The 14,668-nt window shown below is 60.9% G+C and carries 10 protein-coding genes; 2 read left to right on the top strand and 8 right to left on the bottom strand.

The window, feature by feature from the left end; translation table 11 throughout:
• Positions 1–15: 15 nt before the first annotated feature.
• The 3 genes from NDI86_RS19725 to NDI86_RS19715 all read right to left on the bottom strand — a co-directional run bounded on the left by NDI86_RS19725 (position 16) and on the right by NDI86_RS19715 (position 2,625).
• The gene (locus NDI86_RS19725; RefSeq protein ID WP_310902035.1) at positions 16–1,539 is read right to left on the bottom strand and encodes a primase-associated protein; all 1,524 of its coding nucleotides are present in this window, start codon (positions 1,537–1,539) and stop codon (positions 16–18) included.
• Complete coding sequence (locus NDI86_RS19720; protein ID WP_310902034.1) at positions 1,536–2,420, bottom strand: bifunctional DNA primase/polymerase; 885 nt, start codon at positions 2,418–2,420, stop codon at positions 1,536–1,538. Before NDI86_RS19720 ends, NDI86_RS19725 begins: the two co-directional genes overlap by 4 nt.
• Positions 2,421–2,490: 70 nt before the next feature.
• Positions 2,491–2,625 (bottom strand): hypothetical protein, encoded by a 135-nt coding sequence (locus tag NDI86_RS19715; RefSeq protein ID WP_310902033.1) that lies wholly within the window; start codon positions 2,623–2,625, stop codon positions 2,491–2,493.
• A 58-nt stretch (positions 2,626–2,683) separates the two neighbouring features.
• Between NDI86_RS19715 and NDI86_RS19710 the strand changes: the two genes are divergently transcribed.
• The gene (locus tag NDI86_RS19710) at positions 2,684–3,970 is read left to right on the top strand and encodes an RNA-guided endonuclease TnpB family protein (protein WP_310902032.1); all 1,287 of its coding nucleotides are present in this window, start codon (positions 2,684–2,686) and stop codon (positions 3,968–3,970) included.
• A 14-nt stretch (positions 3,971–3,984) separates the two neighbouring features.
• On the opposite strand, the gene NDI86_RS19705 is transcribed toward NDI86_RS19710, so the two are convergent.
• From NDI86_RS19705 to NDI86_RS19685, 5 genes are read right to left on the bottom strand one after another with little or no spacing between them, the layout of a single operon-like run.
• The gene (locus tag NDI86_RS19705; protein WP_310902031.1) at positions 3,985–7,803 is read right to left on the bottom strand and encodes an ATP-binding protein; all 3,819 of its coding nucleotides are present in this window, start codon (positions 7,801–7,803) and stop codon (positions 3,985–3,987) included.
• Positions 7,796–10,030: a VirB4 family type IV secretion system protein gene (locus NDI86_RS19700; RefSeq protein WP_310902030.1), complete on the bottom strand. Its 2,235-nt coding sequence runs from the start codon at positions 10,028–10,030 to the stop codon at positions 7,796–7,798. The genes NDI86_RS19705 and NDI86_RS19700 overlap by 8 nt, the downstream gene beginning before the upstream one ends.
• Positions 10,014–11,135, bottom strand: a complete 1,122-nt coding sequence (locus NDI86_RS19695; RefSeq protein WP_310902029.1) for a TraC-like domain-containing protein — start codon at positions 11,133–11,135, stop codon at positions 10,014–10,016. The genes NDI86_RS19700 and NDI86_RS19695 overlap by 17 nt, the downstream gene beginning before the upstream one ends.
• A 2-nt stretch (positions 11,136–11,137) precedes the next feature.
• Complete coding sequence (locus tag NDI86_RS19690) at positions 11,138–12,253, bottom strand: TrbL/VirB6 family protein (RefSeq protein ID WP_310902028.1); 1,116 nt, start codon at positions 12,251–12,253, stop codon at positions 11,138–11,140.
• 2 nt (positions 12,254–12,255) lie between these two features.
• Positions 12,256–13,116, bottom strand: a complete 861-nt coding sequence (locus NDI86_RS19685) for a hypothetical protein (protein ID WP_417936296.1) — start codon at positions 13,114–13,116, stop codon at positions 12,256–12,258.
• A 256-nt stretch (positions 13,117–13,372) separates the two neighbouring features.
• Between NDI86_RS19685 and NDI86_RS19680 the strand changes: the two genes are divergently transcribed.
• Positions 13,373–14,665: an RNA-guided endonuclease TnpB family protein gene (locus tag NDI86_RS19680; protein WP_310902026.1), complete on the top strand. Its 1,293-nt coding sequence runs from the start codon at positions 13,373–13,375 to the stop codon at positions 14,663–14,665.
• Positions 14,666–14,668 lie beyond the last annotated feature (3 nt).

The raw sequence follows: 14,668 nt of genomic DNA, 5'->3' as shown, positions 1-14,668 counted from the left end.
AAAGGAACTCGTAGTTCAGAATTGCTCAGTAGGCCCAGCTGATTCCTCCTCGACCTGCTCGTACATCTCATCCGGGAACGGGAGGCTGCCCCAGATCGAGTAGGGACACTGGTCCTGGCCGATACAGTAGCGCTGTAGATCGTCGTTATCGCAGTTCATCGGCAACGGTGTGTCGCCGTCGATGGTGTTCGAGAATTCGTAGCGAACCTGGTACTCGGTTTCCTGCTCGTCGTACCACGGCCACCGGGAGAAGACGTCCTTGAGGTCCGCGACGATCTCGTCAAGGCTGCTGTCTTGGTACTGCGGGAGCCACATCACCATCCGCGCGAAGTTGTAGAGATCCTTTCGAACCGGCTTCTTCTCGTGTAGTCGCTCCTCCATTTTCGCCATACAGGGGAGTTCAAAGAGGTCCTCGATCTCTCGCACTTCGATCTGTTCGGCACCGGTTCCGGCTCGTCCGATTCGGTACGTATTGACGCGCCCGTCGCGGTCGATGGTGACGGCCGAGTGGGACTCGTGGTCGGCCAGCGTCTTCGCGAGACTGCTCGGACTCGATATCCAGTCCGTTACAGAGGATTCCCACTCGTCCTCAGCGTCGTACGCTTCGACCGCTCGGTAGAGCTCCTTCGCCGTGTGGAACTCGCCCTTTTGCGCCACGTCGTCGGGGGCATCACTCAGGGCCCGCCGGAGGACGCGGATCGTCCGTTCCCCACGGTCCCAGTTTTGCCAGATGCGCTCGTGATGGCCGGTCTTGAGGAAGCGGTCGATTCGCTCCGTAATTGCCGACTCGTTCGTGGTCAGCCACGATAGCTGGTCGTCGGAGAGCCCGTCTTCTTGCACCCGCAGGAGCTTCTTGAACGCCCGTTCCGCGTAGCCCCGATATTTGCTGTCGAAATCACTGACCGGGACGTACAGGTTGTTGTCCTTCACTCGCGTCAGTATCTCCCCGCCATCGTCATTCCCTGTCGACGACTCGTCCTCCCGAACGAGACATTTGCGTGACGCCGCCGCCATCGGGATTTCGAGGTAGAGGCCATCCCCGAACCCCGGCATCTCCGTGATGCCCGTACAGACCCGGCCCGGGTGCGGGCCATCTTCACCGGGCTCCTTGCTGTACAGCACGTCGGCGATGTCCTGTTGGAGCGACCCATCGCCGTGGCCCCGAATGAGGGAGGCGAGATTGTTGACGTACAGCTCTCGGATGTCGTAGAGTACCTGGATGTTCCGTGGTGACGCGTGCTCGAACTTCGGGTGCTCTTTCACACAGATCGCACTCAACGTCGCGAGCACGGCGAGCGTCCCCGGCTCGTCGACAAACGGCTCCTCGGCGGCGTCGGCACGAACCTGCTCTTTGAACGCTGCCGTCCCGAACCGCTCGACGTCGTTCACGAGGTCCTCGGGTTGGTCCTCGCCGTCGACGACGTATCGGTTGTAGCCACGCGTAAACAGCTGGTTGATGCGGGTCTCACCGTACTCCAGCGGGAGTGCCGCAACTCGATACGCCATGTCCTCGTCGTCGGTGGGCGTACTCGGATTCATTCGTCGATCACCTCCGGCGTCGCCGACCGAACGTCGAACGCCGAGCTCTCGATAGGTTGGACGATGCTACAGACGTCGGCGTGCAGCGAGTAGGGCAGGCGGGCGACACGCCGGCGGTCGGCCGTCACGACGGGGTCGATCGGGATGTCGTACGTCTCGAGGAGGAGGTCGTTCAACACCTCGCGACTCTGCTCGTCGTATCGGTGCGCCGGGTCGGTATCCAGCAGGTAGACGTGGACACCCTGCCCGCTGTATACGACTATCGTCTCCTCGGCGTCGAAATCGTCTTCGAAGATATCGCGCACCTCGAACCCGTACTCGATGGCGCGGTCGACGTCTTCGAAGGCGTACGGATACCCCTCGGGAGCGGCGTCGAGGATACCCGCAGCGTCGAGGAGCGCATCGTCGTCCTGATCATCGACGGCCGCCGACACCATCTCGTCCGCTCGGTCTCGGGCGATCTCTTTCGCGTCGATGTCGACGAGGAGGACCCAGGGTCGTTCCCAGTGATCCAGCGCGTAGTAGACGGCGTCGGGACGTGGGTCCGGTTGCTCCAGCACCTCCGGATCAGCAAGCGCGAACTCGCTCCGCCCCAGCGGGTCGTTGCGAGCGGGGTGTCGAATGAACTCGACGACGTCCTCGAAGTCGTCGAACTCGGGCGTCGTTCGGTCGCCCGACGCATCTGTTTGCCACGTATCCCGCCTGATGAAGTCCTTGGCCGGCACCTCGTCTTTGCGAACCGGGTGGGACTCTCGGAAGGCGACGGCGTACTGTTTCGGGCCGGTCGCCGTGATGAATTCCGGCAGGTCGTCCAGATAGCGGGGGAACTCCTCGGCGTAGTAGGCGTAAATCTCCTCGCGGGTCGCCTGTCGCCAGGTCATTGTTCCTCCAGCGAGAGACGGCGCCGTTCATGGCGCAGATGACTCCCCCAGTTAGCTGATTGTCGGCCCTCTACGAGTCCTCGCGTTCCAAGCACTTCGCGCCCTCGAGCATCAGCCCCTTCCAAGTGTAACCGCGTTCGTCCTTGAGTTCGCTGAGGCGCTCGTGCTGGTCGTCGCTTACTGTGAACCGGACCTCTTTCCCCATACATACGTGAGTTTACCGTGTTCTTTTTGTGTGTTACGGTACTACTGTTCACCGTCGGATGGCCGCCGAACGAACCGTCTCGAAGACGCTTGAGGCGACGACAGTCCCGCCGACGGCACACAAACAGCGTCAGCTTGAGGACACTGTAGCGACGTACCGCGACGCACTCCATACTGCCTTCGAGAGCGGGGCGGACACGCAATCGGCGGTCAACGACATCGTCACCGACTACGACCTTACCTCCTACGCCAAGGACGCGCTCAAACAGTACGTTCCTCAGCTTCGGGAGACCTTCGACGCTGAGGAACTGGATGAGGATCACCCAGTTCGATTCACCAACCGCGGTTTCCGTCTCGATCATTCGCCAAGCCGTGAGTACGAGTTCTGCTGGCGGATCCCGCAAGCGGGCCGTGGCAACGCCTTTTGGATCCCGTTGCGGATTAATCCCGCACAGGAATCGCTCTGGTTTGACGTGCTCGATGGTGAGGTCTCTGTCGGCGAATTCCGGTTGATCCAAAATCGGAGTACGTGGACACTGCATGTCTCCGTCGAGTACACCGTCGACGATCCCGAACCGGACGAAGATCCGACCTTCATCGGATTCGATATCGGCGAAAGTGCGTTGATCACGGGCTGTGCCCTGCAACGCGAAACGCCGACGAAGCCACTGTTGATTAATGGTGGCCGGGCCCGACACCTCCGCAAGGAGATGTATACTACGCTGCAACGCCTGCAAGAACGTGGTGCCGCCGACTGGCGAATCGAGGAACGATTCGGCTACCACCAGAATGCGCTCACGGATATCGTGGAGAAAGCCTCGCATGAGGCCGTCGAATACGCCCGCCAGTTCGACGACCCAGTAATCGTCCTCGAGGATCTGTCGTACATCCGTGAGAACTTGGATTACGGCGCGTACATGAACCGACGGCTGCACTCGTGGGCCTTCGCTCAGCTCCAAGGTCGAATCGAGGACAAGGCACTCGAGGCAGGGATTCCGGTGAACCACGTCCAACCGCACTATACCTCGCAGATTTGCCATGCGTGCGGTCACGTCGGCTGCCGTGACGAACAGGCTGAATTCCGTTGTACGAACGACGAGTGCCACATCACCACGTTCCAAGCCGATATCAACGCCGCGGCGAACATCGCTCGCCGCGTTGATCCGTGGGGTGAGAGCGTTCCTTGGAAATCGGTGCGCGATGACACGCCACGGAATGGGAGCCCCTGTGACAGGGCCGCGGAACGCCGTGAGGCGAGTCGGGAACCCCGACAGATGACTCTCTCGGAGTACGGTTCCGAAACCTCTGAAACCGAATTTTCCCTTGTAGGAAGCTCCGTCCGTTAGGGCGAGTGAGGATGTCACTGGTTGAGTTCTTGATCGAGATTCTTGAAGCCCCGAACGGTGGTCAGCCCATCAGCATCGAACTCGCCGACGGCGTCTCTGATGGTCGCGAACGACCGTGCCGCCCGCCCGCTGACCCGCTCGTCGATCCGATCCGCGTCGGCAAGACTCTCCAATACGTCGAGTGCCGTCTCGCGATTGTTGAAGGCCCAGATCGCGTCGGCGTCCACCGCGCTGAGTTTGTCGTAATCCTCGACCGGGGCGCGCCGGTTGTTACTCGCGAGCTCTGCTTCGCCGGCCCAGACGAGATCGCCGTCCTCGTCGAAGCCGGCCACGTCCAGTACCGTGCCGTCGTCGCTTTCGTAGTACGGCTCCACACGAACGACGTCGTCCTGCTGGTGGATCCACAGTTCGAGGAGTCGGACGCCAACCTTGTGTGGCGTTTTCTCGCCGAGATCGCCCGCTCCTGGTCCCGCCTTCAATTCTCTCCCCAGGAGGTCTCGACCGTCGGGGAGGACGGTGTAGTACTTGCGCCCGGCAGCGGAGTCCGCTTCCAGGAGATCCTGCTCTGTGAGCCGCTCTATATGGAGGTCGTTATATTCGTCCCGAAGCTGGCTCATCCTGTCCAGTAGCGTGTACTCGTCGTCTGCTCGGTTCATCACGTCGAGGACCCGATTCAGGAACCGGACGTCGTTACGGCTGAGCCCGCGTTGTCGGAGTTCGTCATCGGGGACGGGTACGCTGCTTTCCTGGACGGGCGTTGCCCCGTTCTCCGGCTGCGCTGCTTGGTAACCAGTTGGTTCCTCGTCCGTCTCGGTGGCCTGCCCGAACAGGGGGCTTATCTCTGACTCGTCTGCATCTGGGTCGCTGTCCGTCTCGGTCGGCGTGGTCGATGCGTCCTCGGTCGTCGATTCGCTGATGAACGCGGATTGCGTCGGGTCGGTCGCTGCATCGCCATCGGCAGCCGAGCCTGTCGACTCAGACCCCGTACTACCCCAGCCAGTCTCTTCCGGAGCAGTGCTCGACTCAGTCGGCTCTGTCAGCCCGTACTGGGCCAGTGTCCGCTCGACCATCCGTGGCCGGGACACAGACTCGAAATGGTCTTCCTGGGGCTCTGTGAGCGGCTGGTCGCTTTCTGGATGCCCCGGCGCAATCGGGAGCGGCTTCAGCGAAAACGGTGGCGGACCAGTCTCTCCGAACGACGGACTCGGGAGTTGCGCAATCCACTCGCCGCTCGGCAGCGTGTTGATCCGGTTGCGGAGTTCGGTCGGAGAGAGGTCCTCGTGGGCAAGCGACTCCGCAAGATCGCGCTCGATCGAGATGTTCCCGATGAGCTTCGTCTTGATGTTGTTCAGCACCTCGTCGTAGGCCCGCTCATTCCGGTTCCGCACCTGTTCAGGGAACTGCATCACAAGCCCCATACTCAGGCCGAACGACCGGCCCTGCGGCAGGAGCTGCTCGGAGACGAGCTTCGTCGACGCAACCGGCGCCGCCTCCTCGATGATGAGGTTCGTGAGCTTCTCGTAGTCGGTCTGGCCGTCGCGTCGGCGCACCTGGACGGCGTCCCAGAGATTGCTCAACAGTAGTAGGGTGATCGCTCGCTGGGCCTCCGGCCGCAGGTCGCCGAGGTCGAAGATGATGGTGGCGTCTTTATCGAGGAACTCGCGGAAGTCGAACCGGTTGTCGACGTACTCGCCGGCGTCATTCTGCTCGGGGACGTGGCTGAAGATTCGCCGGAGATGCGCGTCCTCTTTGAGCTTGTCGAGGCGGTTCCCGACGGCGTCCATCGACACCTGGAACTGGTGGTTGTCCTTCGCGAAGTGGCGCGTCAGCGATTCCTCGATGTTCTGGTTATCCGCTGAGACCGGGGGAATCGTCTGGTCGCGCTGCATCCGGAGCGCGGCGGCGAAGAGGTCGTCCAAGCCGAACACGTCGCTCCCGTACTCCTCGTCGAACAGCGCCTTAATCAGGTAGCTGAGGATCTCGTTCGCGACGAACGCCTGCCCGTACTGCTCGCGGCCCATAATCATCCGGAGGATGTCGTGGAAGTGGTCGACCTTGTCCTGAATCGCGTCCTCCCGGTTGCGACCGGCCTCGAGCGCGGGGCGGATGTCGAAGAACGAGAACGCGGGGATGGTCTCCGGGACGCGGAAGTGGTAGACGTCGTCGAGGCCACCGAACCGCTCGTAGTGGCAGCGCAGGTAGTTCTCACACATTCCGTCCCCCTTCGGGTCGACGAGGACGACGGGGCCACCCGTCGACTCGCGAAGCGAGAGGGCGTCGTTGATGATGGCCTTCGACTTCCCGCCACCAGTCGAGGCGAACCGCCCGTAATGCGTCGGCAACAGATCTGGCGGGATTCGGATGGGGTCCGGCCGTGGCTCACCATTCTCGTCGAGCGCGTAGCCGATGGCCATCCCGTCCTGGAACTGCTGGATCAGATCCGGATTGGGCCACGGAAGCGGGTTCCGACTCTGCTGTTCGGCCCTCGTTCCCCGCGTCCCTTCGACGGTCAACTGTTCGGAGGAGGGGACGAGGACGAAGTTCGCGAGCTCCGTCCCGCTGAGGACCAGCTCGGGACGGGTCTTCCCTCGTCCCGTCGTCAACTCGCGATTGAGGAGGCGCTGGAGAGCGGCCCGTGCCTTCTTCTCCTTCGTTTTCTCACGGAAGCCGCTGTCCCGGAGGCGTTGCCCCTCGACCTCGTAGAACGGCCCATCAAGCGGGTCGAACACGGGGAGGAGCGAGTCCATCCGGCCATCGAGGTCGTCGCGGGTGTTGTCGGTGGGGACGCCGACGGCCCGGATGTTGACCGTGAACGACCGTTTGGCGTTCTTCGCGTCGATGTACTCGATCCGCTTCTCGACGGCCTCGCTGAGCTGCCGGTCGTCCTGGTCGCTCCGCTGCTCCTCGACCTCGAGCAACGACCCGACGACCTCCTGGAAGAACGTATCCCGGCCGTCGACGAGGTCCTCTTTCCGCACCTCCGAGTCGGACTGCCAGCTGGCACGCCGTTGGAAGACGACTTGGAACGCGGTCGGCGCTGTCGCCTCCATCAAGTGGTCGATTAGCGACGCCAGCGCTGCGCCCGGTTCGTCGACGGACGAGAGATCGCCGTTCGTTTCCTCCGCTGTGAACGGCGTCAGCGAGGTCATCCAGTCCTGCTTCCGCGACGCGGCGCCACACCACCGGACACCGAGCGGCGAGACAGCGTCCTGTGCCGGGCGAGCCAGAATCGTTCCCGCCGGTGTCATCGTCGGCTTCTCGATGGCCCGTCGCTCTTCCTCGTCGTCTGGAAGTGCATCGGGCGGCGCTAGTTCGAGGGCTGAGTCCCCGACAGTCACGTGATGATCGGGGACGCTCGTGGCTGCCGTACCGCCGTCGACAACGGGGTCCGCTTCGGCTGGCTCGGAGTCCTCTGATTCCTCGTCGACGATGTCGTACTGTTCTGCCGGGCCAAACTCGTACTGCAGCCGCCCGGCCTCGTAGTGGTCGACGAATTCCTGCGGTGTGAACTTGACTGGCTGAATGAGCCGAGCGGCGACGTCGACGTCGACGCGCTCGATGTCGAACGTGGCCGGATAGATGGAGCGGAGGCGCTTCTCAAGCGTATCGAGATGAGCATCCGCCCCGTAGAAGAACTCTACCGGGTCGTCCGGACCATCACTGATTGCGAGGAACTCGAATCGGGGTGGTGTCTCACTGTGGAGTGGGTTCAGCTTCGCCCCGAGGCCCGACGAGCCGGGCGTGGTCAGCTTGTGGAGACTGTCGAGGACGCGGGAGATGCTCTCCGGGTCAAGTCGCTCGGATGTCGGTGTGACGCGCAGGTACTCAGCCATCGTTGGTCTCCTCCGTTGACCCGCCGTCTGGCTCAGCTTCGACGGCGTCTGATTCCTCGTTCAGTTCGCTCGTTTCGTTCGTTCCGTTCGTTGCTCGATGCTCGAGCTCGTCCTGGAACTCCTCCATCTCGGTATCGACGGCGTCGTCGCCGGCGCCGGGCAGTGAGGACCGGACCTGTGAGGTCGGGTCGAAGTCGATGACCTGCTTCTCCTTGGGCATCGCTTTGACCTGGATGCCGCGCCACTCGCCGTCGACGCCCACGAGTGCCTCGGAGAAGCCGGCGTCCTCGTTGCCCGGCACGGCATCTTGGACGAACCGCATCTGTGCGTAGTTCAGGCCGAACTCGTCGGCCCACTCCTCGTCCATCCCGTCGAGGCGGTGGAACTGCTTGACCGCACACTGGTCCAGAATGGCCTCGCTCTCGGCGTGCTCGAAGAACTCGTCGACGGTCTGCGTGACCAGTCGAATCGAGAGGTCGTGATGCCGGTGGTGGCGGAACACCGTCTCGAGGAACGCCAGGCTCGCGGCGTCCTGCATGATGTAGCGCGCCTCGTCGATGTAGAACACGACCTCCTTCTCCGAGACTTTCGCCCGCTCATACACCAGCGAGATTAGTAGCTGCATCGTCAGCGCCGTGCTGCTGTCGACGCTGCCCTCCTGCTGGGCGAGGTCGAGGTAGATGACCTTCTCGTCGCGGATATCGAAGTCGGATTCCTGGCCGAGGTTGCCGTGCCGACCGTCGTCCTCGAACGGGCGGAGCTGGTCGAGGAGCCACGTCGCGTCCTCTTTGATCTTCCCCGCCTCCTCGTCGGACCGGACGACGAACTCCTCGGGGTCGTTGACCATCTCCTCGAAGACGTCCATCATATCCTGAATCGTCGGGCTCGGGTTGCCGTGCGTGGAGATGTCGTCGGTGATCCCGTTGCGTTTGTACGCCCGCTTGAGCCCGAGTTCCAGCGTCGTCCGGCGGTCACCCAGCGAGATGCCTCGCAGCGCGAAGAAGTTCGTGAGGAAGCTCATCGCGTCGTCGAGCTTCTCGTTGAATGGGCTCGCGTCCTCGCCCATCGCCCGCTGGACGTGCTCTGGCGTCTCGCGGATCTCCAGGGGGTTCAGCCCAAGCGTCCCGCCGACAGTGATGCGTTTGGCGTCGAGCGCTTCGGCGACGCCGGCCCAGTTGTTCAGCGGTTCGAGGATGATGCCGATACGGTCCTTGCTCTGCTCGATCGACCGGATGAAGTTCTGCTTCGAACTGAACGACTTCCCCGACCCCGTGTCGCCGACGGTGAACATCGCGTAGCCGTTGTCCCGCGCGAACGGGTCGATGACCACGGGACTCTGGTTATCTTTGTGAATGCCGAACTCGACGCCACCCTCCTCGAGGATCGTTGCGTTGTGCGGCGAGGAGAGCAACGCACCGACGGCGCCGCCGAGGGCAATCGATGTGCGGCCGAACTCGTTGTCGCCGATGGGCGCGGCGGACTGGAGGGCGAGATCCTGCCGGCAGATCGCCGTCTTCGGCGTGAGGTTCGCCGGGTCGTCGCGGAGCGCGCTCTTGACCTTCTGGACGGCGTCGCGGAGGTCCTCCTTCTCGTCGGCTCTGACCGTAATGAACATCCCTTGGTCGAAGACGTTCGCGCCGTTCTCGACGGCCTTGTACGTCGCTGCGGCCTCGTTGGCGCGCTCCTGCAGGTAGGCACTCCGCACGCTCTGTTCAAGGTCAGCGTCCACCTGAAGGTCGTCAGCGATATCCTGCAGTTCGTTCCGCGCCCGCTCCTGGTTCTTCGGCGTGATATGGGCCGTCAAATCGAACTGCACGTCCGTCATCTCGAAGAGCTCGGAGAGGTAGCCGTCGTTGGGGTAGTCCGGGTAGTCAGCGATGTACAGCGTCGTCGTCCACTGCTCGCCGACCCGTGCCGCGCGCGTTTCCCACTCGATCGCCGCCGGCGCCGTCACCGTCTTGTGTGACTCGGCAATGTCGTCGAGGAGCTGGCGTTCGGCCGCGCCCTGTTCGATGGTCTCCTCGTCGAGCAAATCCGAGAACTCAACCTCTTCCTCATCGTCGTCGGTGTACCAGTCCCAGAGGAGTTTCCCGCCGATACCGACCAGTACCGCGAGCAGGATGTAGAGGGCCGCCCCTTCAGCTGAGGTCGGATTCGTGAGCCACTCTGTGAGCTGGCCGACGGCTCCGCTGCCCGTCTGGAGGACGAGGTTACGCATCGTGGTCATCCTCCCGGCGCGAATGGCCGATGATCGGTTGTTCGCGAACGACGCTCTCTGCGTCGTCGTACTCGTGTTCGCGGCCGTTCCAGAAGTCCATATTCAACACGAAGAGTTCGACCGTGCTGAGCCGCCGAGCGGACCACCCTGAGGCCTGCTGGATGAACTCCGACCGCACGTCGTTGACCCGGCTGTCCAGCTTCTCGAACATCTGTGCGCGTCGCTCGACGTCGGTGAGGTCCTCGCGGCGGGTTACGAATGGGTTGAACAGGAACCCGATGACGGGGAACTGCGTCAGCTTCTCGGCCGGTGTCCCCTCGTCTCGGAAGCGGTCATAGACCTCCAGCGGGGTAACTTGGACGCCGATGTAGTACCGCATCTGCTGGATTCCACGGTCGCGCATCTCTTTCGGCCGCGTCTCTCGATACTCCTTGAGGAGCTCCCGGAAGATGGGGTTCTCTTTGACGTCCTCGTCGTTCAGGCGGTCTTCGATGTTCTCGGTGATCTGTTCGACTGGGAACGAGCGGGTCGTCGCGTGGAGTTTAAGCTTCGAGTCCAGTTCCTTGTTGGCGAATTCCTCGCCGGCGTCCTGGAGCTGCGCCCAATCGTCGGACATCGCGAAGTCCATGTTCCCAGGGTCGATCTCGATGAACGCCTCCATCGTGCCGTCGGCGCGCTGGATCGCGCCTGCCCCCGGCCACGCCCGCTCGATATTCGTGAGGTCCTGCGTCCGCTCGTCGGGCTTGAACGGTGTGTAGTTCGCGAGCCCGCCCTCGTTGCGCTCCGTCTCGTTGGTGCTACTGTCGGCCTCCTCCGGCGCGCTGAACGTTATCTGGGGGCGCTTAACGTAGCGGTAGACATCCTTCGTCCACGTCCACGCGTTGAGGTGGTCGGGCGAGACGTAGACAATCGCGACGCCGAACCCGAACCCACCCGCGACGAACGGCAGGGCGAGTGATTCGATGCCGGTGAGGCCGGCGATGAACAGGCCGACGATCGGGAAAGCGATCAGGACGCCAACGTCGCCTTCCTCGATGTTGAGGTAGGGGATGCGGCTCTCCTCACCGAACTGGTCCATGATGCGCCGTGCGGCTGCGTCTTCGTCGATGGACATGTTTAGTGGATACCTCTATCAAAGTCCATTCCGCGTTCCTCACCCGATGTTTCCGACGTAGTGCCACCTGGGTCATTCTCGGTGCGTCGGTACGAGGGCGTACTATCTCCACCCTCGCCATGACCACCGCGGGCCGCAGCTTTCTGTGCGACGGCATGGCCGGCTGCGGCTTTCGGCCCCCACCGAGCGGCGGTGGTCGCGACGCCGGCACCCCCGGCATATGCACCGGCTGCCACGCCGCCGATAAGGGCCGCTCCCTTGGTGGCGCCGCCGAGAACTTTCGCCGTCAGCGGGGTTGCGTATTTGAACGTCTTCCAAGTGAGATAGAGCGCGATAAGCGGTAGTGAGGACGCAACTAGGTACTTCAGAAACGCACTATTTGGCGTGAGCGCTCCTTCCGAATAGAGCAGATCGTATCCTTTGAACACGACTGCTGCTGGGAGGGGTAGAACCGCCAAAGGGACAAACCGTTTGGAGAATCCCATCGCGATGTCCGAAAGGACTGGAACGTTACCATAGGCGAGAGCGAAAGCTATCGGCATTCCGTAGACATACACGTAAAGTAACACCTCTCGAATGTAGTAGAGAGCCTCAAGTGCCCACATCGAGAGACCGCCAACAATTGCGAACACGAACGCAAGCCCGGGATTGGTTAGGGACTCTTTCAGGAAATTCAGCATCGCATCACCTAGGGTCTCCAGACTCGGCATCAACGCTATCGTGAACCCATCGACGATGTAGAGTCCAAGAATACTGACCCAGTACCAGCTGATGATGAGGAATGCACCAACCCACGCAGTCTTCTTCGTCCGCCTTGCCTCGTACGCACTTCCGATATTGAATATCCGAATTGTGTGTCGCCCTTGAACACACATCACCAGTAGAAGCAGTGAGATAAGCATAATCTCACCACCGACCAACGCATCCCGGATTGCAGGCCAAGGTCCGTTTGTTGGCGCACCAAAGACAAACGCGCCTTCCGTTTCAGGCGTTGGAGTCCCGAACATCTCCTCAGTGAGGGTTTCATAACCAGTGTTCAGTCCCTCCATGAAGAGGGAGATAACCCAATCGACGACGTCTTTGAATCCCTCTAAGACGACATCAATCAGGTCCACCATGGTTACCCCTCACTAATCGTAATCTCACAATTATCGAACTCTTCTGAAGCGGAGTAGTGGATACTGTAAGTATTGGAAACGCGGTTAGTCCCTACTCGAGTTTCTAGAATGACTTCGAAGCTCCCGGTTTGTTCTTCACTCTCACACGAAGTTCCCTCACCTCGAACGAATGCGAACGGTGAACGGTAACTGTACAATGTAAGCTGCTCTCCCGGTTCTATGACTACCTCGTCAACTTCTGAATCTTCTTCTGGATCGTATATGCCACTGACATCGTCGTTTTCATCGTAGTTCGTCCCTTCATCACCCGAGGGATATGGAACATCACCGATAAAGAGGAGCTGCGTGATTGCATCCGGACCATTCCCTTGATTTTCGACAGAAACGAAGGCCTCTTTTGAGATTTTGTCACTCGAGCTATCCCACATCTCTTCAGGTTGATTCTTCCCGATCCCCATCTCCATAATGCTAAGATCCGGTTGAACGGAAAGAGCAGACTCTTGTACAGTCTCCTCGCCCTCTAGCGCGAGAACACGATACTCTCCTGGAGTGTAGGAGGTTCCAATCTCGAACGAAACTTGCTGTGCTCCTGTTGCTACGTCACGCTGACCAAACGGTTCCCCATTCGGCTGGATGAGGTTGACTTGGCTAACATCGGTCTCTTCCGAGAGTTCCACTATGATCGCTGTCCCATCGACTACAACGCGCTGAAGTGGACCCTGATCGTTCGAAGAGGGAGTTCCGTCACTGGGGGATTCGGAGTTCCCATTTGAATTCATGCACCCAGCTATGCTGGCTAGGGCGGCAGTAGATATTGTCTGGAGGGCGGTCCGTCTGCTGAGCTGTGAGTATTTTTGAGTCATTGTTTTAGGGAACAGATCTCTGCGGGACGGAGCGGCTACGAACACGGGACCGTGTATTTACTATCCGAGTGGCCCTTCTTTGTCGAGCGCTCTTGCTCCTTGTAACACCAATCCTCGCCACGTAAGCCCATGAGCGTCTTTGACTTCGCTCAGTTGCTCGTACTCCTCCTCGCTGACCTCGATATTCAGGTTCGGCATCTACTCTGGAACTTAGTAATTCATTATCCTTAACTATCACCCCTTCGTTAACATTAGTGTGGGTACCACGGTCACGAAAACGCTTCAGGCCACGCTCGTTCCTCCAACGACACACAAAGAGCGACGCCTTCAGCGAACCGTGGCCACGTATCGCCGTGCCCTTTCGGACGCGTTCAATAGTGGTGCGGAGACGCGCTCGGCAGTCAACAACATCGTCACGGACTACAACCTCACGTCCTACGCTAAGGACGCGCTCAAGTCCTACGTCCCGCAACTCTACAATACGTACAACGCCAAGGAATTGACTGACGATCACCCAGTCCGGTTCACGAACCGGGGTTGGGAATTGGATCACTCGCCCGATCGGACCCACGAGTTCTGCTGGCGCGTTCCACAAGCTGGGCGCGGCACCTCGTTTTGGATACCGCTTCGCATCAATCCCGATCAGCGGGAGTTGTGGGATCGCCTCTACGATGGTGACGTGTCTGTAGGCCAGTTCCGATTGCGCCAAACCCGAACGTCGTGGACATTGAACGTCACCGTCGAATACAGTGTACCGGAGCAAGAACCGCCTGAAGAGCCTACACCGATCGGCTTCGATGTGGGTGAGTCGGCGTTGCTCGTCGGCTGTGCCGTCGAGCGCGGTGCTCCACAAGACCCACTGTTCATTGACGGTGGACACGCGCGACATCTTCGGAAAGAGATGTTCACGACGCTCCGTCGTCTTCGAGAGCGTAACGCCGCCGATTGGCGGATTGACGAGCGTTCCAACTACCACCAGAACGCACTCACGGATATTGTCGAGAAGGCGAGCCGAGAGGCCGTCGAGTACGCCGGGCAGTTTGAGAAGCCAGTAATTGTCCTCGAAGATCTGTCGTACATCCGTGAGTCGCTGGACTGCGGAAAGTGGATGAACCGTCGTCTTCACACATGGGCGTTCGCCCGATTGCAGGACCGTATCGAGGACAAAGCCCTCGATGCTGGCATCCCTGTCGAGTACGTCAATCCAGCGTACACGTCGCAGACGTGCCATGCGTGCGCCCACATCGGATCGCGCTCGGGTCAGGCGGAGTTTCGTTGCACCAACGACAGCTGTTGGGTGACGACGTATCAGGCAGATCTGAACGCGGCGGTTAACATCGCTAACCGTCTCGACCCGTGGGGAGAGAGCCTGCCGTTGAAACCGGCGGGCGATGACTCGCCACGGGACGGGAGTGCCTGTGACAGCACCACGGGACACCGAGAGACGAGTCGGAAACCCCGACAGATGACTCTCTCGGCGTACAGTTCCGATACCTCCTCGCTCCGCGAGCCTTCCTTTGTAGGGGACTCTACCGTTCATGGTGGATGAGGA

Origin of the sequence: Haloarcula onubensis, from assembly GCF_031624605.1 — an archaeon.
GTDB classification, from domain to species: Archaea; Halobacteriota; Halobacteria; order Halobacteriales; family Haloarculaceae; genus Haloarcula; species Haloarcula onubensis.
The sequence above is the reverse complement of the archived record's forward strand: the minus strand, read 5'-3'. Positions and strand labels throughout refer to the sequence as shown.

Excerpts from the sequence above, each read along its gene's own strand:
- NDI86_RS19705 (WP_310902031.1), bottom strand. The coding sequence starts at position 7,803 with ATGGCTGAGTACCTGCGCGTCACACCGACATCCGAGCGACTTGACCCG.
- NDI86_RS19695 (WP_310902029.1), bottom strand. The coding sequence starts at position 11,135 with ATGTCCATCGACGAAGACGCAGCCGCACGGCGCATCATGGACCAGTTC.
- NDI86_RS19710 (WP_310902032.1), top strand. The coding sequence starts at position 2,684 with ATGGCCGCCGAACGAACCGTCTCGAAGACGCTTGAGGCGACGACAGTC.
- NDI86_RS19700 (WP_310902030.1), bottom strand. The coding sequence starts at position 10,030 with ATGACCACGATGCGTAACCTCGTCCTCCAGACGGGCAGCGGAGCCGTC.
- NDI86_RS19685 (WP_417936296.1), bottom strand. The coding sequence starts at position 13,116 with ATGACTCAAAAATACTCACAGCTCAGCAGACGGACCGCCCTCCAGACA.
- NDI86_RS19725 (WP_310902035.1), bottom strand. The coding sequence starts at position 1,539 with ATGAATCCGAGTACGCCCACCGACGACGAGGACATGGCGTATCGAGTT.
- NDI86_RS19720 (WP_310902034.1), bottom strand. The coding sequence starts at position 2,420 with ATGACCTGGCGACAGGCGACCCGCGAGGAGATTTACGCCTACTACGCC.
- NDI86_RS19715 (WP_310902033.1), bottom strand. The coding sequence starts at position 2,625 with ATGGGGAAAGAGGTCCGGTTCACAGTAAGCGACGACCAGCACGAGCGC.
- NDI86_RS19690 (WP_310902028.1), bottom strand. The coding sequence starts at position 12,253 with ATGGTGGACCTGATTGATGTCGTCTTAGAGGGATTCAAAGACGTCGTC.